At 68.4% G+C, this 18,201-nt stretch carries 17 protein-coding genes; 5 read left to right on the forward strand and 12 right to left on the reverse strand.

The window, feature by feature from the left end; genetic code table 11:
• Positions 1-18: 18 nt before the first annotated feature.
• From ispG to araD, 4 genes are all read right to left on the reverse strand, one after another.
• On the reverse strand, positions 19-1,146 hold the full coding sequence (ispG, locus tag CWC60_RS07065) for a flavodoxin-dependent (E)-4-hydroxy-3-methylbut-2-enyl-diphosphate synthase (protein ID WP_109793277.1): 1,128 nt from the start codon (positions 1,144-1,146) through the stop codon (positions 19-21).
• A gap of 102 nt (positions 1,147-1,248) precedes the next feature.
• Positions 1,249-2,586, reverse strand: coding sequence for a helix-turn-helix domain-containing protein (locus tag CWC60_RS07070; RefSeq protein WP_109793278.1), 1,338 nt, complete (start codon positions 2,584-2,586; stop codon positions 1,249-1,251).
• A 227-nt stretch (positions 2,587-2,813) separates the two neighbouring features.
• Entirely contained in the window at positions 2,814-3,101 is a 288-nt protein-coding gene (locus tag CWC60_RS07075) for a DUF1330 domain-containing protein (protein ID WP_109793279.1), read from the reverse strand.
• Positions 3,102-3,116: 15 nt separating this feature from the next.
• Complete coding sequence (gene araD, locus CWC60_RS07080; RefSeq protein ID WP_109793280.1) at positions 3,117-4,847, reverse strand: L-arabinonate dehydratase; 1,731 nt, start codon at positions 4,845-4,847, stop codon at positions 3,117-3,119.
• Between the two features lie 101 nt (positions 4,848-4,948).
• Between araD and CWC60_RS07085 the strand changes: the two genes are divergently transcribed.
• A complete protein-coding gene (locus tag CWC60_RS07085; RefSeq protein WP_125182741.1) occupies positions 4,949-5,482 on the forward strand; it encodes a hypothetical protein in 534 nt (177 codons plus the stop codon).
• A gap of 91 nt (positions 5,483-5,573) precedes the next feature.
• On the forward strand, positions 5,574-6,635 hold the full coding sequence (locus tag CWC60_RS07090) for an LLM class F420-dependent oxidoreductase (RefSeq protein WP_206419808.1): 1,062 nt from the start codon (positions 5,574-5,576) through the stop codon (positions 6,633-6,635).
• Between the two features lie 168 nt (positions 6,636-6,803).
• Here the strand turns inward: CWC60_RS07090 and CWC60_RS07095 are convergent, their stop codons facing one another.
• From CWC60_RS07095 to CWC60_RS07105, 3 genes are all read right to left on the reverse strand, one after another.
• Positions 6,804-7,256, reverse strand: coding sequence for a VOC family protein (locus CWC60_RS07095; RefSeq protein WP_109793283.1), 453 nt, complete (start codon positions 7,254-7,256; stop codon positions 6,804-6,806).
• Positions 7,257-7,307: 51 nt separating this feature from the next.
• Positions 7,308-8,468: a benzoate/H(+) symporter BenE family transporter gene (locus CWC60_RS07100; protein WP_109793284.1), complete on the reverse strand. Its 1,161-nt coding sequence runs from the start codon at positions 8,466-8,468 to the stop codon at positions 7,308-7,310.
• Positions 8,469-8,586: 118 nt separating this feature from the next.
• Positions 8,587-9,837, reverse strand: coding sequence for an LLM class flavin-dependent oxidoreductase (locus CWC60_RS07105; RefSeq protein ID WP_109793285.1), 1,251 nt, complete (start codon positions 9,835-9,837; stop codon positions 8,587-8,589).
• A gap of 156 nt (positions 9,838-9,993) precedes the next feature.
• Here CWC60_RS07105 and CWC60_RS07110 point away from each other — a divergent pair, with 156 nt between their 5' ends.
• Genes CWC60_RS07110 through CWC60_RS07120 form a run of 3 tightly spaced genes read left to right on the forward strand, consistent with a single transcriptional unit; the run spans position 9,994 to position 12,617 of the window.
• On the forward strand, positions 9,994-10,812 hold the full coding sequence (locus CWC60_RS07110) for an SDR family NAD(P)-dependent oxidoreductase (protein ID WP_109793286.1): 819 nt from the start codon (positions 9,994-9,996) through the stop codon (positions 10,810-10,812).
• A gap of 27 nt (positions 10,813-10,839) precedes the next feature.
• Positions 10,840-11,844 (forward strand): LLM class flavin-dependent oxidoreductase, encoded by a 1,005-nt coding sequence (locus CWC60_RS07115; protein ID WP_109793287.1) that lies wholly within the window; start codon positions 10,840-10,842, stop codon positions 11,842-11,844.
• A gap of 17 nt (positions 11,845-11,861) precedes the next feature.
• The gene (locus CWC60_RS07120; RefSeq protein ID WP_109793288.1) at positions 11,862-12,617 is read left to right on the forward strand and encodes an SDR family oxidoreductase; all 756 of its coding nucleotides are present in this window, start codon (positions 11,862-11,864) and stop codon (positions 12,615-12,617) included.
• A gap of 117 nt (positions 12,618-12,734) precedes the next feature.
• Here the strand turns inward: CWC60_RS07120 and CWC60_RS07125 are convergent, their stop codons facing one another.
• The 5 genes from CWC60_RS07125 to CWC60_RS07145 form a co-directional block, all read right to left on the reverse strand.
• Positions 12,735-13,637: a DUF1848 domain-containing protein gene (locus CWC60_RS07125; protein ID WP_164516417.1), complete on the reverse strand. Its 903-nt coding sequence runs from the start codon at positions 13,635-13,637 to the stop codon at positions 12,735-12,737.
• Positions 13,562-13,858 carry a DUF1244 domain-containing protein gene (locus CWC60_RS07130; RefSeq protein WP_206419809.1) on the reverse strand — a complete coding sequence of 99 codons (297 nt, stop codon included), beginning with the start codon at positions 13,856-13,858 and terminating at the stop codon, positions 13,562-13,564. Before CWC60_RS07130 ends, CWC60_RS07125 begins: the two co-directional genes overlap by 76 nt.
• 59 nt (positions 13,859-13,917) lie before the next feature.
• Positions 13,918-15,057, reverse strand: a complete 1,140-nt coding sequence (locus CWC60_RS07135) for a carboxylate-amine ligase (RefSeq protein ID WP_109793291.1) — start codon at positions 15,055-15,057, stop codon at positions 13,918-13,920.
• On the reverse strand, positions 15,054-15,839 hold the full coding sequence (locus CWC60_RS07140; protein WP_164516418.1) for an N-formylglutamate amidohydrolase: 786 nt from the start codon (positions 15,837-15,839) through the stop codon (positions 15,054-15,056). The genes CWC60_RS07135 and CWC60_RS07140 overlap by 4 nt, the downstream gene beginning before the upstream one ends.
• A gap of 75 nt (positions 15,840-15,914) precedes the next feature.
• Positions 15,915-18,200 carry a xanthine dehydrogenase family protein molybdopterin-binding subunit gene (locus CWC60_RS07145; RefSeq protein WP_109793293.1) on the reverse strand — a complete coding sequence of 762 codons (2,286 nt, stop codon included), beginning with the start codon at positions 18,198-18,200 and terminating at the stop codon, positions 15,915-15,917.
• Between the last annotated feature and the right edge of the window lies 1 nt (position 18,201).

Consider the following 18,201-nt stretch of genomic DNA (forward strand, 5'->3'; position numbering starts at 1 on the left):
TGTTCTCCCGGATGGGGCTCAGGCCGCGTCGGCCTTCTCCGCCTCTTTGGCGGCCTCGATGGCCGCCGCCTTCTCCTCGACCATCGATACGATGTGATCGACCAGCTTGTCATCGTCGATGTTGTGGTCGGCGATGCCGCCCACATAGACCTTGTGGCTGCGGCCCCTGGAGCCGCCGGTCAGGCCGATATCGGTCTCGCGCGCCTCGCCCGGGCCGTTGACCACGCAGCCGATGATCGACAGCGACATGGGCGTGGTGATGTGGGCCAGGCGCTGTTCCAGCACTTCGACCGTCTTGATGACGGGGAAGGCCTGCCGCGCGCAGGAGGGGCAGGAGATGATCTGCACGCCGCGATGGCGCAGCCCCAGCGATTTCAGGATATCGAAGCCGACGCGCACTTCCTCGACCGGGTCCGCGGACAGCGAGACCCGGATGGTGTCGCCGATGCCCGACCAGAGCAGCATGCCCAAGCCGATGGACGATTTCACCGTGCCCCCGATCATGCCGCCGGCCTCGGTGATGCCCAGATGCAGGGGATAGTCGCAGGCCTCGGCCAGTCCCTGATAGGCGGCGACCGCCAGGAAGACGTCGGACGCCTTGACCGAGATCTTGAACTCGAAGAAGTCGTTGTCCTCCAGGATGCGGGCGTGGTCCAGCGCGCTTTCCACCATCGCCTCCGGGCAGGGCTCGCCGTACTTCTCCAGCAGATCCTTTTCCAGGCTGCCGGCATTGACGCCGATGCGCATGGAGCAGCCGTGATCCTTCGCCGCCCTCACCACGTCGCGCACCCGTTCGGCCGAACCGATATTGCCGGGATTGATGCGCAGGCAGGCGGCGCCGGCTTCCGCGGCCTCGATGGCGCGCTTGTGGTGGAAATGGATGTCGGCGACGATCGGCACTTCCGTGGCCCGGACGATGTGTTTCAGCGCCTTCGTGGAGTCCTCGTCGGGGCAGGACACCCGGACGATGTCGGCGCCGGCCGCCTCGGCCGCCCTCACCTGCGCGATCGTGGCCTCCACGTCGGAGGTCAGCGTGTTGGTCATGGTCTGGACGGCGATCGGGGCGCCGCCGCCGATGGGCACGGATCCGACGTGGATCTGGCGGCATTCGCGGCGGTAGATGTCTCTGTAGGGACGGACGCTCATGGGTGCCTTCCTTGGGGATACGCGGGGTTCCAGCCTCGCGGCTAACATGATCGCATGAGCCGGCCCGATCAAGGCGCGCCGGGGACGCAGCCCGGGCCGCTGCTACCGGGCCAGCGACCGGAGGATTTCCGGGGTCAGCGCCAGGGCCCGGGCCGGGGCGGCGAGGACGCCCGCGCTGCCGATCGACTTTCCGTCGAGGAAGATTTCCAGATTGTCGATGTTCTCGCTTTCCAGGATCACCCCCCTGGTGTCGGGCACGCGGTAGCTGTCGCCGGGCTGCATCATCCGGTGGGGCAGCAGGGTGCGTCCGCCGCTCTGCTTGACGATGATCTGCGCCGGCGCCACCGCGCGGACGACAATGCGGGCGTCGCGGTTGGTGATGCCGAAGACGCGGGGCACATAACCGTCGCGGCGCGCCGAGGGCGGCAGCGGCGGCGGCGTCAGCCGCGCCAGCCGGTCATCCTCGGATACCGCCGCCGGTGCCGCGGGCTCCGCCGTGACCGACGCCGTTTCCGTAGTCTCCTGAGCCGGTGCGGGCGCGACTTCGACCGGCTCCGGCTCGGCAGCGGCCAGATCGGGCGGGGTAGCGGCATCCACGGTCTCGCCGCCCGCAGGCGCCTCGTCGGATGCCGCGGCGCTTCCCTGGCCGTCCGAGGCCGTGGAATCCTCAGCCGTCTGCGCCGCGGCAGTCGCTTCCGCGATTGTCGTGGTCTCGTTCGGGGTCGTTTCGACCGAAGCTGACGTCTCCGGGGCGGGCGCTTCCGCATTCGTCGGCGGCTCATTTCCGGCCTCGGCGGCGGTTTCGCCATCCTCCGCCGGCGCGTCCCCGGCGGCAAACGTCTCGGCGGTCACCACGTCGCTTTCGGCCCGATCCTCGGCCGGCCTCTCGGAGGCGTTGGCGCCGACGATGGAATCGCTGCTGCGGCTTGCCGGCGCGCTCTGTTCGACGAACCGCTCGGGCACGGCAGGGACGGTCTCGGCCAGACGGTCGCCCTCGTTGCTGTAGACGTACCAGCCGCCATAGACCAGCGCGCCCAGCAGCAGGGACACTGCCAGGGTCATCATGCCGGGGCGGCGGTTCTCGATCGGCGGCGTGGGGAAGGACAGCCTGCGGCTATGACCGTCCGGGCCGACCTCGTCCTTGAAGATCCGCACGCAGACATCGCCGTCGGCGCCCAGGAACTCGGCGTAGGAACGCACGAAACCCAGCGCATAGATCCGGCCCGGCAGGTCGCCGAAGCGCCCCTCCTCAATGGAATGGAGATGCTGGACCCGGATCCTGAGCCGCTGGGAGACGTCCTCCAGGCTCAGGCCGCAGCGCAGGCGCTCTGCCTTCAGCTCCGCGCCGATGCCGGTGTAGCGGCCTTCGGCGAATGTATCGTCGATGTTGTACGACGCCTCGTCGGACGAGTTGCGGTCGTTTTCGAATCTGTTCGACATGCCACGACTTCTGTCAGGCTGGGAGCCACGGGCGGCCGCTTCATCGACCGCCGGCGGGCTCCCGCGGGTGCGCGAATCACGTGAAGCCCGTTTCGACTCAATTGCACTGGGGCTTCTCTTAACGCATTCGCGCGCGTCATCAAAGGCGGTATTTCACCCAAGCCTTTGGGAAGCCGTGGTATTCGGGGGCAATTGTCAGGGCGTTCTGAATACGCCGCGTCTGGCCTTCACGGCATCTCCACCAGCGCGAACACCATGTCGGCGCCCTGTTCCCGGATCGGGATCAGCGCCTGGTACTCGGCGCTGTTGTACCAGCGCCGGGCGGTCTCGGCGTCGGGGAACTCGATCATGGCGACGACGTCCAGGTCGGCGTTGCCCGAGAGCACCTCGGTCACGTTGCCCCGGACGATGAACCGCCCGCCATGGGCGGCCACGGTGGCGGGCGCCTGGCTGGCATATTCCTTCAGCTTCGCGCGGTCCTTGATCCTGATCTGGACGCTGACATGGGCGGTCATCGGTCTCTCCTTCGCTCAGTGGCTCTCGCGCGGGACGGGCGCGCCCGATCCGCCGGCCAGGAAGTCGAGGTCGCAGCCCTCGTGCGCCTGGGTCACATGGTCGTGGTAGAGCCTGACCCAGCCGCGTTCCAGCGGCGGGGGCGGCGCCGTCCAGGCGGCCCTGCGCTTCTCCAGTTCCGCGTCGGAGACGTCCAGGTGCAGGCGGCGGTTCTCGACGTCCAGCTCGATCATGTCGCCGGTGCGGACCAGCGCCAGCGGCCCGCCGGCCGCCGATTCCGGGCTGACATGCAGCACCACCGCGCCATAGGCCGTGCCCGACATGCGGGCGTCGGAGATGCGGACCATGTCGGTGACGCCCTTGCGCAGGATCTTGGCGGGCAGGGGGAAATTGCCGACTTCCGGCATGCCGGGATAGCCCTTCGGCCCCGCGCCCTTGAGGACCATGACGCAGCTTTCGTCGATCTCGAGATCGTCGTTCTCGACTTCCCGGCGCAGTTCCTCGATGGACTCGAAGACCACGGCGCGGCCCCGGTGCTTCAGCAGTTCCGGCGTCGCCGCCGACGGCTTGATGACAGCACCGTCGGGGCAGAGATTGCCGCGCAGCACGGCGAGGCCAACATCCTTGTTCAGCGGCTTGTCGAAGGGCCGGATGACCTCCTCGTTGTAGTTTCGGGCGCCCTTCGAGTTCTCGATGATGGAACTCCCGTTGACCGTCACCGTGTCCGCGTGCAGCAGGCCGGCCCCGGCCAGGCTGTCGATCACCACGGGCAGGCCGCCGGCGTAGTAGTAGTCCTCCATCAGGTACTCGCCGTTGGGGCGCAGGTTGACCAGCAGCGGTACCCCGCGCGCCAGCCTGTCGAAATCGTCGATGGAGAGATCGACGCCAAGGCGGCCCGCCATGGCGATCAGGTGGATGATGGCGTTGGTAGAGCCGCCGATGGCGGCGTTGACGCGGATCGCGTTCTCGAACGCCTTGCGCGTCATCACCTTCGACATCCGCAGGTCCTCGTGGACCATCTCGACGATACGCCGCCCGGCGAGGTGGGAGACCCGGTAGCGGTTGGCGTCGACGGCCGGAATGGCCGAGGCGCCGGGCAGGGTCATGCCGAGGGACTCGGTCAGCGAGGCCATGGTGGAGGCGGTGCCCATGGTCATGCAGTGCCCGTTGGAGCGGGACATGCAGTTCTCCGCCTCCATGAAGTCCTCGAGCGTCATCTTGCCGGCGCGCATGTCCTCGGAGAAGCGCCAGACGTCGGTGCCGGACCCGATGTCCCGGCCCTGGAACTTGCCGTTCAGCATCGGCCCGGACGTGATCACCAGCGTCGGCAGGTCGCACGACGCCGCGCCCATCAGCATGGCCGGCTGGGTCTTGTCGCAGCCCGACAGCAGCACGATGCCGTCCAGCGGATAGGCGCGGATCGATTCCTCCACGTCCATCGACATCAGGTTGCGGAACAGCATGGTCGTCGGCCGCATAAGGGTCTCGCCCAGCGACATGACCGGAAACTCCAGCGGAAAGCCGCCGGCCTCGTAGACGCCGCGCTTCACCCGCTCCGCCACATCGCGCAGATGCGCGTTGCAGGGCGTCAGTTCCGACCATGAATTGCAGATGCCGATCACGGGCCGGCCGTCGAACTGGTCGTGCGGTCGGCCCTGGTTCTTCATCCAGGAGCGGTGGTTGAAGCCGTCCTTGGAACCGGCGCCGAACCACTCCGCGCTGCGGTACTTCTTCTTCTCGTCGCCCATGGCGCACCCCTCCCCGTTTGCCGGGAAGACTAGGCCCGGCTGTGACCGCGGGCAATCCGTTCCGGCTGGTCAAGGACCGATGCCGGGACCATATGCAGGGGATGAGACCGACCGCATTCGCCTTGCCGGCCTTCCTCTGCCTCGCCGCTGCCGCCCTGCCGGCGCAGGCGGACAACGCGCTGGACTACCTGCCCGGCGGCTCGGCCGGATCGGTCCATCTCTCGAAGCCTTCCTATGATCGGGCCGATCAGCGCCGCTCGCCCGCTCTCCGCCACAACGAGCAGATGCGCCGTTACTGGGAGAACCGCGCCGAACAGCGCGCACGCGCCGAACGAAGCTATGACGGCGTGGAACTGGCGCCGGCGCCGCAGGAACGCCTGCCGGTCGTCATCCGGCCCACGGTGTTCAGCTACAGCGCGGCGCTGGAGAACGTGCTCAGGATCGCGGTCGGCGACAGGGTGATCTTCCGCACCGCCGAGCGCACCGGTCATCTGGAACTGCTGGAGATCGGCGCCGGGGCGGATGGCGCGACCTGCCGCCGCTTCCGTCAGGAGGTCCGCGGCCCCGGCGGCCCGGAGGTCAGCTTCGGCAGCGCCTGCCGCATGCGCGACGGCGCCTGGCGGTTCTCGGAGTAGACGGCGCGGGCAATACATCGCCGACAGACCGCAAGGCTCGTCTTTCCCTCGATTTCGCGCCGGGCTAGGCTCCGCCACATCGGAGATACACATGAACGGGGAGCGATGCGCGATGGAAGTCGGCCTGATCCTGGGCACCGGTGACGCCCAATACTCGATCGATCTGGAAATGATCAAGGCGGCGGAGGCCATGGGCTTCCACTCGGTCTGGACATCGGAGGCCTGGGGCGCGGACGCCATTTCCTCGGCGGCCTGGATCCTGGGCAATACGACGAAGATCAAGGTCGGCACCGGCATCTGCCAGATGCAGGCCCGAACGCCGTCGCTCATGGCGACCACCTCGATCACCCTGCAGGAGCTTTCCGGCGGCCGTTTCATCCTGGGTCTTGGCCCGTCCGGCCCGCAGGTCATCGAAGGCTGGCACGGCCGCCCCTATGGCAAGCCGCTGGAGCTGACGCAGGAATACGTCTCCATCGTCCGCAAGGTCATCGCTCGCGAGGAGCCGTTGACCCATGAGGGCGAGCACTACCAGATCCCCTATAAGGGTCCCGGCGCGACCGGTCTCGGCAAGCCGCTGAAGACCATCCTGCGGCCCCGTCACGGGCTGAAGATCTATTCGGCTTCCGTCTCGCCGGGCGGCATCCGCAACGCGGCGGAAGTCTGCGACGGCGTCATCCCGGTCTACATGGACCCGTCCAACTACGACGCCATCGGAACCTACATCAATCAGGGTTTCGAGAAGGCCGGCGGCGGCAAGAGCCTGGAGACCTTCGATGTCTGCCCCTTCGTCACCGTGGTGCAGAACGATGATATCGAACAGGCGCGCAAGCCGGTGAAGGAGAACATGGGCTTCTACATCGGCGGCATGGGCGCCAAGAAGAAGAACTACTACAAGGAATACGCCAGCCGGCTGGGCTACGCCGATCAGGCCGAGGCGATCCAGGACGCCTTCCTGGGCGGCCGCCGGGCCGAGGCCTTCTCCATGGTGCCCGACGAACTGGTCGACAAGGTCGCGCTGGTCGGCCCGCAGGGCCATATCCGCGAGCAGCTCTCGGTCTGGAAGGAAGCCGGCCGCAAGCGTCAGGTCTCGGCCATGCTCTGCCGCGTCTCCTCCAGGGAGGCGATGGAGACCCTGGCCAAGGAACTGCTGTAGCGCGATCCTCGGAGAGATTGAACGTCACCGCAGCTTTGGTGTCATGCCCGCCCCGTGCGGGCATCCGGTCAATTCACGGACAGGCGGCAAAGCCGCTCCGGACCCCCGCACAAAGGCAGGGGTGACTCGCTGAGCGAGTGGCGGCGTTGCCGTAAGATGACGGAACGATCAGCTGTAGCCGGTCGGCTTGATCTCGCCGAGGCCCTCCTTCAGCACGCCCTGGCCGGGCACGTAGTTCACCTCGAATCGGATGCCGTCCGGATCCTCGAACAGCACGTAATAGTAGCCCGGCGCCCAGTCGCCATCCATCGGCCCGCGGACCATGTTCGCGCCAAGCTCCTGCGCCAGCGCCGCCGTGCGGTCCACGTCCTCGCGGCTCTTCGCGCGCAGGCAGAAATGGTGCAGGCCGACGCGCTGCTGGACGAACCGGTCCTCGGGGTCGTCCAGCTCGCTGCGGGAGATGGCGATCGCCGTCCGCGCGCCCACGTGGTAGAAGAACTTCTCTCCGTCGAAGACCTTCTTCATGCCCATTTCCGGCAGCAGCCGGCCGTAGAAGGCCTTGGCCTCGTCCCATTTGCGGACGGTCAGGACGATATGGGCCATCCCGTTGATGTCGATCATGGTTTTCCTCTCCCCCAGTGCAGTTCGATCATGAACGGATAGTAACGCGCGTCAGGCTTTCCGCCAGCGGTCGAGGGCCCAGACAGCGCCGCCGGCCAGCAGGCCCCAGAACGCGCCGCTAATTCCGAAGAAGGCGAGACCCGAGGCGGTCACGATGAAGGTGATTACCGCAGCCTCCCGGCCTTCCGGTTTCTCCACCGCGCCGACCACCGCCCCGGCGAAGGCGCCGAGCAGGGCGAGGCCAGCCACCGCCTCGATCAGCACCGGCGGCGCCGCGCCGATGAAGGCCGTCGCCCAGCCCGCGGTGAACGCCAGCAGCACGTAGAACACGCCCGACATGATCCCGGCCCAGTAGCGCCTGGCCGGATCGGGGTGTGCGTCCGGGCCGGCGCAGAGCGCCGCCGTGATCGCGGCGAGGTTGACCGCATGGGCGCCGAAGGGCGCGGCGGCCAGCGTGAACAGCCCCGTGCCGGTGAACAGCGGCCCGGGCGCCGGGCGGTAGCCATTGGCGTTGAGCACGGCGATGCCGGGGATGTTCTGCGAGGCCATGGTGACAAGGAAGAGCGGAAGGGCGAGCCCCAGCGCTTCCAGCGTGAACTGCGGCGCAATCGGCATCGGCGTCGCCATGACCGGTCCCAGGTCGTCGGCGCTCACCTCCGTCTGCGTGACGATCAGCACAGCGGTGACCAGCACCGCCGCGGGGACGGCGAACAGCCGGTTGATCCGCGCGACGGCGATCCAGGCCAGCACGATCAGGATGCCGGCCAGCGGCTGCTCGGCGATGGCGCGGACCGGCGCCAGGCAGAGCCCGAACAGGACGCCGGCCAGCATGGCGTTGGCCAGCGGTCCGGGAATACGCTGCACCGCGCGGCCGAAGGGCCGGAACAGGCCCGCGGCGATGATCAGCAAGCCGGAGATGACGAAGGCGCCGACGGCCTCGGCGAAGCCGCCGTCGAGGGCCGCCGAGGAGGCCAGCAGCGCGCCGCCCGGCGTCGACCAGGCGATGGAGATCGGCTGCTTCAGCCAGGCGCTGAACAGGATGGCTGGCAGGCCCATGGCGAGCGACAGCGCCATCAGCCCCGACGCGGCCTCCGCGGGGCTCGCGCCCACTGCGGTCAGGCCGGCGAGGATGACGGCGAAGGAACTGGCGAAGCCGACGACCGCCGCCAGCAGCCCGGCGCCGACCGCCTGGGCGGAGATGTCTCGGAACATGTGAATTGCGTCTCCAGACTGTCACGCCCGCTTCATGCGGGCATCCGGGCATTCGTCAACCTGACGGCGAAGCCGCACCGGGCCCCCGCACAAGGCGAGGGCGACAAACAGGCGGTTCTCAATCGTCCCCTGAACCTTCCTTCGCCGCCTTCTTCAGGTCGGGCTCGTGGTGGGAGCCGAGCGGCGTGTTGGGGCCGGCGGAGTGTTTCAGCGCCTCGGCCGCACGCGGGTTTTCGTTGATCTTGGCAAGGATCGCCTGGCCGGCGCGCTCGAAGCTGTCGCGGTGGGCGACGACGTACTCCCGGCTCTCGCGGTAGGCGTCGAGCATGCCGTTGAGTTCGGGCACCACATAGCGGGCGACCAGATCCCAGCTCTTGCGCGTGTTCTGGCGGCTGGCCCAGTCGTGGACGAAGCCGATGGCGACGCCGAAGCCGCCGGTCAGCTCGATCAGGTCGCGCAGGCGCTGGACCAGGTCGTCGGGCGTGCCGATGACCGCGGTGGCGCCGTCGGCGAAGGCGGTGAGCTCGACGGCCTCGTCGCGGTCCCTGAAGGCCTCGACGCCCGGGCGCATCAGGGTGCCGACATTGTATTCGTTGTGCCAGCGGAACAGGCCGTCCCGGGCCTCCTCGATCGCCTTTTCGCGGGTCTCGGCGATGTGCCACATCAGCACGATGCGCCAGTTCTTCCGGTCGACCGTGTTGCCGTGCCTGGCCGCCGATTCCTCGGCGAAGCTCCACTGGGTCGAGAGGTTCTGCAGGCCGGCCGTCGACATGGAGCCGATGGAGAGGACGCCGGTGCCGTGCTTGCCGGCCAGCGTCATGCCCGAGGGGCTGATCATGGAGGCGACGGCGAAGGGCATGTCCTCCTGCAGCGGCAGCAGCTGCAGCTTGGCGTCGCGGATGGTGAACCAGTCGCTCTCGTGGGTGACGCGCTCCTCGCCGCGCAGCAGCTTGCGGATGACGCCCACGGCCTCGTCCTGGCGGTCGCGCTGGGTCATCGGGTCGATGCCCATCAGCCAGGCGTCGGACGGCAGCGCGCCGGGCCCGGAGCCGAAGATGGCCCGGCCGCCGGTCATGTGGTCGAGCTGCACCATGCGCTGGGCGACGATGAACGGGTGGTGGTAGGGCAGGGAGACGACGCCGGTGCCGAGCCTGATGCGGTGGCTGCGCTGCCCCGCGGCGGCAAGGAACATCTCTGGTGAGGCGATCACCTCCCAGCCGGTCGAATGATGCTCGCCGCACCAGAATTCCTCGTAGCCCAGCTTGTCCAGCAGTTCGACGAGTTCCAGGTCGGCCTGGAACTGCAGCATCGGATGCTCGCCGATCGGATGATGGGGCGCCAGGAATGCGCCGAACTTCAGGCCCGCCATGTCGGTTTTCCCCCTCCGGGTCTCGTTGTTTGCAGAAACTAGATCAGTTCCGCGCGCATGGGAATGTCGCGGGACAACCGCCGATCCGAGTATGGCGGGCGTGCCCCCGATGGCCTAGGATCGCGGCCATCGACGCATTCCGGGGAGGAGAAGAACATGGGCATGCTGGACGGCAAGGTCGCCATCGTCACCGGCGCGGGCCGCGGCATCGGCCGTGAGATCGCAACGCAGCTCGCCGGGCACGGCGCGAAAGTCGTGGTCAACGACCTGGACGACGCGCCCGCCAACGAGACGGTGGACGCCATCAAGGCCGCCGGCGGCGAGGCGATCGCCTATGCCGGCAGCGTCACCGAGAAGGACTTCGCCGAACGCTTCGTGCAGAAGGCGATCGACACCTGGGGCAACCTGCACATTATCGTCAACAACGCCGGCTACACGTGGGATGCGGTGATCCAGAAGATGTCGGAGGAACAGTTCGACGCCATGATCGACGTCCACCTGAAGGCGCCGTGGCGGATCTGCAAGGCGGCCTCGGAATTCATCCGCGTGAAGTCCAAGGAGGAGGCGGAGAAGGGCGGCGTCACCGTGCGCAAGGTGGTGAACATCTCGTCTGTCTCCGGCACGCGCGGCAATGCCGGCCAGACCAACTATTCGTCGGGCAAGGCGGGCGTGGTCGGCCTGACCAAGACGCTGGCCAAGGAGTGGGGCCGCTATCAGGTCAACGTCAACGCGGTGGCCTTCGGCTTCATCCAGACCCGTCTGACCGAGGCGACCGACGAGAAGAAGATGATCGACGTCGAGGGCAACAAGGTGCCGATCGGCGTGCCGACCCAGAACATCGCCGCCATCGAGCGCATGATCCCCATGGGCCGCGGCGGAACGCCGGCCGAGGCCGCCGGCGCGGTGGTCATGCTCTGCCTGCCGCTGTCGGACTATGTCAGCGGCCAGATGCTGGAAGTCACCGGCGGCAACTGACCGGCGAACCGGACGAGGGAGGAGCGAATGGCGCCGAAACAGCGCATGGCGGTGACGGTCCCGGCGGGACCGAAGCTGGAGGATACGGCCAAGCGCCTGCAATGGGCCGAGGCGAACGGCTATGACGATGCGTGGTTCTCCGACTCGGGCGCGCCGGATTCGCTGACGGCCATCGCCGCGCTGGCGCACCGCGTCGAGCGGCTGCGCATCGGCATCGCGGTCACGCCGGTGTTCTCGCGGACCCCGGCGGTGCTGGCGGCGACGGCGAACGTGCTGGGCCAGGCGCTGCCCGGCCGCTTCGTCTTCGGCCTCGGCGCCTCCAGCCAGACCATGATGCAGAACTGGCACGGCCTGGAATACGAGAAGCCGCTGACCCGGGTGAAGGAAACCGCGGTCATGGTCCGCTCCATGCTGGCCGGCGAGAAATCGGACTTCGACCTGGAGACGCTGAAGAGTCACGGCTACCGCCAGCCGCCGTCCGATCCCATGGTGCCGCTCTATCTCGCGGCGCTGCGTCCTAAGATGATCGAGATGGCCGCCGAGGTGGGCGACGGCGTCGTCTTCAACCTCTGGCCCCGCAAGGCGCTGCCGAAGATGGTGGAGCACGTCCACACCGGCGCGGCGCGCGGCGGCAAGGACGGCGCCGGCGTGGAGATCGTCAACCGCTACATGGTGCTGGTCACCGATGACAAGGCGGAGGCGCGCAACCGCTTCCGCGCCGCTTTCGCGCCCTACTACGCGACGCCGGTCTACAACAGCTTCCTCGCCTGGGCGGGCTACGAGGACGCCGCCCGGCAGATCCGGGAAGGCTGGGCCGAGAAGGACCGGGCCAAGACCACCGGCGCGCTGGAAGACGACCTGATCGACGACATCGCGGTGATCGGCAACGAGGACGAGTGCCGCGAGCGCATCCGCTGGGCAGCGGAGACGGGCATCCACACCCATATCGTGGCGCCGCTGACGCAGGATCCGGCGGAGGTGGAGCGCACCTTCGCGGCCTTCCGCCCGGAGGTGTTCGACCTGGCGGCCTGAAAGAGAAGGGCAGAACCATGAGCGAAAACAGGGTGGCGCTGGTCACCGGGGCCGGCTCGGGCGTCGGACAGGCCGCGGCGGTGGCGCTGTCGAAGGCGGGCTACGACCTCGTGATCTCCGGGCGGCGCACGGAGAAGCTGGACGAAACCGCGGCGGCGATGGGCGCCGGCGACGACCGGGTGCTGAAGGTGCAGTGCGACGTCGGCGACCCCGAGTCCGTGCGGCTGATGTTCGACGCCTGCGTCGACCGTTTCGGCCGGCTGGACGTCCTGTTCAACAACGCCGGGACCGGCGCGCCGCCCGTGCCGATGGACGAACTGACGCCGGAACAGTGGCTGACCGTGGTCAACGCCAATTTCAACGGCGTCTTCTACTGCACCCAGAACGCCTTCCGGGTGATGAAGTCGCAGACGCCGATGGGCGGACGGATCATCAACAACGGCTCGATCTCGGCCCATGCGCCCCGGCCCTACTCGGCCCCCTACACGGCGACCAAGCATGCGGTGACCGGGCTCACCAGGTCGACCTCCCTGGACGGCCGCGAGTTCGACATCGCCTGCAGCCAGATCGATATCGGCAATGCGGCGACACCGATGACCGCGCGCATGCCCGAAGGCGTGCCGCAGCCCGACGGCTCGGTCCGCGCCGAGCCGGTGATGGACGTCCAGCACGTGGCCGACGCGGTGGTCTACATGGCCAACCTGCCGCTGGACGCCAACGTGCTGTTCATGACCGTGATGGCGACCAAGATGCCCTATGTGGGGCGGGGGTAGATGATCCTGCCCGTCACCCCCGCCCTGTGCGGGGGGTCCGGTGCGGCTTCGCCGCGAGTCCATGCATGACCGGATGCCCGCATGAAGCGGGCATGACGCTGATGCACGGCGACCAGACTACACCGCCAGCGTCACCTTCTCGTGGTCGTTGACCGCGTAGCAGTAGAGGCATCCGTGGGCGCAGCTGTCATAGCGGCCGATATCGCGCGACTCCGCGCATTCGCAGCCCGGCCGGTTGCCCTTGCGCTTCGCGCGGAACGCCGCCCCGCCGATCCGCGCCAGCCGTGCCGCGTCGACGCACTTCGCCGGCTTCAGGTTGTCTGACAGCAGATGCGGCTGACTGCAGAGCGTCGCCGTCATGTTGCGCGCCGCGGCAATAGCGCCAAGATCGCCCAGCAATCCGCGCTTCTCTTCATCGGGCGGGTCGTCGACGGCGAGCGCCGGGGCGTGGCGCTTCAGGTTCCGCCGCGACTTGGCGTAGAGCGTCGCCGCCGAGAGCGTGACTTCGTCCGTCACGCCCGTCAGCGCATCGGCCAGACGGGCGAAGTTCTGGCGGTGGAAGGCGGCGTCCGTCTCGCTGGTCCAGATCACGGGATCGTAACGCCAGACCACCGTGCCCGGCCCGAAATCGCCGACGATCCGGCGCATTTCCGCGATGGCATGGTCCGCGGGCGGGACGCCGCGCTCCAGCGTCTCCGGGTATCCGGTGACGGTGTACTGGACGACGAAGGGCGCGCGCTTGCCGGCCGCGGCGAGCCCTTCGCGGAAGGGGCGGGCATTGCGCGTCCAGAAGATGAAGCCGTCGACGTCCGTCGCTTCCAGGGAAACGCGATAGGGCCGGCTGCCATAGGGGTTCGGCACGTCGGCGAAGCCGGCCCGGAGCTGTGACAGGAAGCGCGGCCCGTGAAAGGCCGGAACGTCGCTGCGGTAGCTGGCCGATACGATCAGTGGTTCGGGTTGCGCTCGGCGAACGCCTTCTGCTGCTCGGGGCTGGCCTCGGACTGATGCTTCGCCTTCCACTCCGAATAGGGCATGCCGTAGATGATCTCGCGGGATTCCTCCTTCGACATCTCGATGCCCTTGTCCTCGGCGGCTTCGCGGTACCAGTTCGACAGGCAGTTGCGGCAGAACCCGGCGAGGTTCATCAGGTCGATGTTCTGCACGTCCGTGTTCTCGCGCAGATGGGAAACGAGACGGCGGAATGCGGCCGCCTGCAGCTCGGTTTCGGTCTTCTGATCCATGGCCGATCCTCCATTGTTCCGCATCAGATGTGGTTCATCGCCCGGGCGGAGTAAAGCGCTCAGTCGAGGCCTTCGGCGCTGTGCGCGATCAGTTCGTCGACCACGGCACGGAAGGCGGCCGCCTCGCCGTCGCCGGCAGCCAGCCGCTTCTCGAAGGTCGCCATCTGCAGGTCGGCCGAGGTGCCGCGCATGGCGATGTTGCGGGCGTGGCGGACCTCGGCCTGACAGCCAAGCGCTTCGGCGTCCTCGGCGGTCAGCTCCAGGATTTCCTCCAGCAGGTCGGCGAAGGGCACCTGTTCGCCGATGCCGAAGTCGACCAGCGCGCCGCGCGCGCCGTGACGCATCGCCAGCCAGCGGTTCTCCTTGATCAGGGCGGCCGGGTAGATGCGCCAGCGCTGATTGCGCCGTTTCAGCCGCCAGAGCATGCGCAGCAGGCAGGTGAAGAGCGCGGCCACCGCGATCGCGTCGTCCAGCCGGGTGCAGACGTCGGTCACGCGCATTTCCAGCGTCGGAAACTTGGCGCTCGGGCGGATGTCCCACCAGAGCTTTGTGGCGTCCTCGATGACACCCGCGTTGATGAACTGGTGCACCAGACGCTCGTATTCCCCGTAGCTGGAGAAGGTTTCCGGCATGCCGGTCCGGGGCAGGGCGTCGAAGACCGTGAGGCGGTAGGAACTGAGCCCGGACCGCCGACCCTGCCAGAAGGGAGAGGACGTCGTCAGCGCCAGCAGATGGGGCAGGAAGTAGCGGACCTGGTTCATCAGGTCGATGCGCAGATCCTCGTCGTCGATGCAGACATGGACGTGCATGCCGCAGATCAGCAGCCGCCTGACCACCGCCTGCAGGTCCCGGGCGAGGGTCTCGTAGCGTTCCTTGCGGGTGGGGTGCTGGCGCGTCCACTCGGCGAATGGGTGGGTCGAAGCGGCCGCGAAGGCCAGCCCCTCCTCGGCCACGGCGTCGCGTACGGCGCGCCGCAGCTCGGTCAACGCCGTCCGCGCCTCTCCGACCGTCCGGCAGACCCGCGTGCCGACCTCGATCTGGGCGCGGAGGAATTCCGGCGTGACGAGCTGGTCCGGCGCCAGCTTCTGCGCCCGCTCCAGGATGGATTCGGGGGGGTCGGCCGCGAGGTCACGCGTCTCGGGGTCGATCAGGAGGTATTCCTCCTCGATCCCGATGGTGAACTGCGGCTCCGCGGTCATGCGGCCGTCTGCTCCGGGAAGGCCCGGTTCGGCGCCAGCGCCTCGCGGAACGCCCGGGCGATGATCACGGCCCAGCGGTCGGCGGCTTCCTCGGTCTCGATCAGGTCCTGGCGGATCTCCAGCGCGATGTAGGGCCGGCCCGCGTCGATGGCGTGTTCGTAGATCGAGTAGGACTTCGGGTCGTCCACCGAATAGGGCTGGTTGTCGCCGACGGCGATTTCCGGGTCGGCGCGCAGCACGTCCACCAGCCGCCGGCTCTCCGCGCTCTGTCCGTCGTGCAGGACGCCCAGGTGCCAGGGCCGCTGGGTGCCGCCGATGCGGGGCGTGAAACTGTGGATGAACAGCAGCACCGGCGGCTCCGGCCGGCTCATCGCGGCGATCCGGCGGGCGACCTCGTCATGGTATTGCTGGTGGGCAGCCAGGCGGTGGGCGCGTTCGTTGTCCCCCAGGTTCTCGTTGCCATGCACGACCGTGCCGTCGGAGAAGCTGGCGATGCAGGTCGGATCGTCGGAGTAGCGGTTGAGGTCGACGAACAGCCGCGACAGCCCGGCCAGAATCGCCGGCGCATCGAGCAGTTCCGAGAGCCGGCGGGTGACGGCGGCGGCGCCGACGTCCCAGGCGATGTGCTCGAACATCTTCTCCTCGGCGATGCCCAGGCTGCCATAGCCGCGGGGCAGGGCGTTGGAGGCGTGGTCGCAGATCAGCAGCGCCCGCGCTGGCGCGCCGTCATTCAGGATATGGAAGGCCGGGGGCTCGGCGTCGCCCGTTGGTCTCAATGTCATGGGATCGAACATGACCCGGATGGATAGCGCGGACAGGCCTGCATTTACAGGGTCTTGTTGCGCTGCAACGAGGGATCAGACGCTGCCGGTCCAGTCCTCTTTCGACAGCGGCAGGTCCCGCACGCGCCGGCCGGTCAGGCGGAACAGGGCGTTGGTCACCGCCGGCGCGATCGGTGGCGTGCCCGGTTCGCCGGCGCCGCCTGGCGCCTCGCCGGAAGCGACGATGACCGTCTCGATCTCGGGCATGGTGTCCATCCGCACGACCTCGTAGTCGGGGAAGTTCGATTGCACGACCCGGCCCTTGTCGAAGTTGATCTGGCCCCAGAGCGTAGCCGAAAGACCGTAGACGATGCCGCTCTCCATCTGCGCGACCAGGGTATCGGGATTGATCACAGTGCCGCAATCGACGGCGCAGACGACCCGGTGGACGCGGGGTTGCCCGTCCTCGATGGAGACCTCGGCGACCTGCGCGACGATGGCGCCGAAGCTCTCGTGCAGGGCGATGCCGCGGGCGCGGCCCTGTGGCGGCGGGCTGTCCCATCGGGCGGCGTTTGCGGCGGCGTCCAGCACGGCCACGTAGCGTGGCTTGTCGCGCATCAGGTGGCGGCGGTAGGCGTAGGGGTCCTTGCTGGCCTTGTGTGCCAGCTCGTCGATGAAGCTCTCTGAGAAGAAGGCGTTGTGGGAATGCCCCACCGAACGCCAGAAGCCGATCCGCATCGGCACGCGGCTCAGCACGTGCTCCACGCGGACATTGGGCACGGCGTAGGGCAGCCAGGCCGCGCCGTCCACGGTGGTGCGGTCGGGCCCGGCGTCCGACATGAAGGACATGTAGCGCAGCGTCGCCTGGCCCGAAACGGAGGGACCGACGACCTTGTTCAGCCATGCGGTGGGATAGCCGTCCGCGTCCAGGGCGGCGCGGAAGTGCGACAGACCCGCCGGACGGTAGGTGTCCTGGCGGATGTCTTCCTCGCGCGACCAGATCAGCTTCACCGGACGGCCGGGTACGGCGTTGGCCAGCTTCACCGCCTGCCGGATGAAGTCGGGCTCCGCCCGACGGCCGAAGCCGCCGCCCAGATAGGTCACGTGGACGGTGACGTCTTCCTCCGGCAGGTCGGCTTCGCCGGCGGCTACCCACTGGCTGACCATCGGCCCCTGTGTCGGGGCCCAGATCTCCAGCTTGTCGTCCTGTCTGAGCGCGGTGCAGTTGATCGGCTCCATCGGCGCGTGCGCCAGGAAGGGCGCGCGGTAGGTCGCTTCGATGACCTCGCCCGCGGTTTCCAGCGTGGCTGCAGCGTCGCCGTCGTCCTGATAGCCGAAGCCGTCCTCGGCCAGCGCCGTCTCGAAGTCCGCGAAGATGTCGGCGTCGGAAAGCTCGGCCGCCTCCGACATGTCCCAGGCCACGTCCAGCGCGTCCAGGGCCCGCCACGCGCGCCAGGGCGCATCGGCGATCACCGCGACGCCGCCGGGCACCGCCATGATGCGGTGGACGCCCGGCATCCGGGCGACCTGAGCGGGGTCGAAGCGCTCGACCCTGGCACCGACGACCGGTGGATGCTTCACCGCGGCGTAGAGCATCCCCTCCAGCCGGACGTCCATGCCGAACACGGCCGATCCGTCGACCTTGGCCGGAATGTCGAGGCGCGGGCGCGGCGTCCCGATGATGCGGTAGTCGGAGGGGCTCTTCAGCGCCGGGCTCTCCGGCGGGCTCTGCCGCGCGGCGTCTTCGGCGACGTCGCCATAGTCAAGGGTGCGGCCGCTGCCGGCATGGGTGATCACGCTGTCGCGGGCCGTCAGTTCGCCTACCGGGACGTTCAGCCGTTCGGCCGCGGCGGCCAGCAGCATCGCCTTCGCCGCCGCGCCGGCCTGACGCATCGGTCCCCAGGCCGCGCGCACGCTGGTGGAGCCGCCGGTCGCCTGAACGCCGATCAGTGTGGAGAGCCAGGCGCCCATGGAGCGCGCCTGGCGCGCCATGAAGCTGTCGTCATGCGGGCCGAAGGGAAAGCCCTCCGGCAGCATCACCTCGTTGGTGTAGATCGTATCGATCTCGGCGTCGGCGAAGGTGACCTTGGCCCAGTCTGCGTCCAGTTCCTCGGCCAGGATCATGGGCAGGGCCGTCTGCACGCCCTGGCCCATTTCGCTCCGCGGGACCGCGACGGTCACCGTGCCGTCCCAGGCGATCTTGACCCAGCCGTTCAGCGCCGCCTCGTTGGCGGCCGGGTTCATCAGTTCCTCGGGCGTGCCCGATTCCCCGGGCGTGAGATAACGCCACCCGACGACCAGTCCGGCGCCGGCGACCAGCGCGCCGCCGATCAGGAAGCGGCGGCGGCCGCGATTCTTTGGCTTTCCTATCTTCTTCGCCATT

It is taken from the genome of Minwuia thermotolerans (genome assembly GCF_002924445.1).
GTDB classification, from domain to species: Bacteria; Pseudomonadota; Alphaproteobacteria; order Minwuiales; family Minwuiaceae; genus Minwuia; species Minwuia thermotolerans.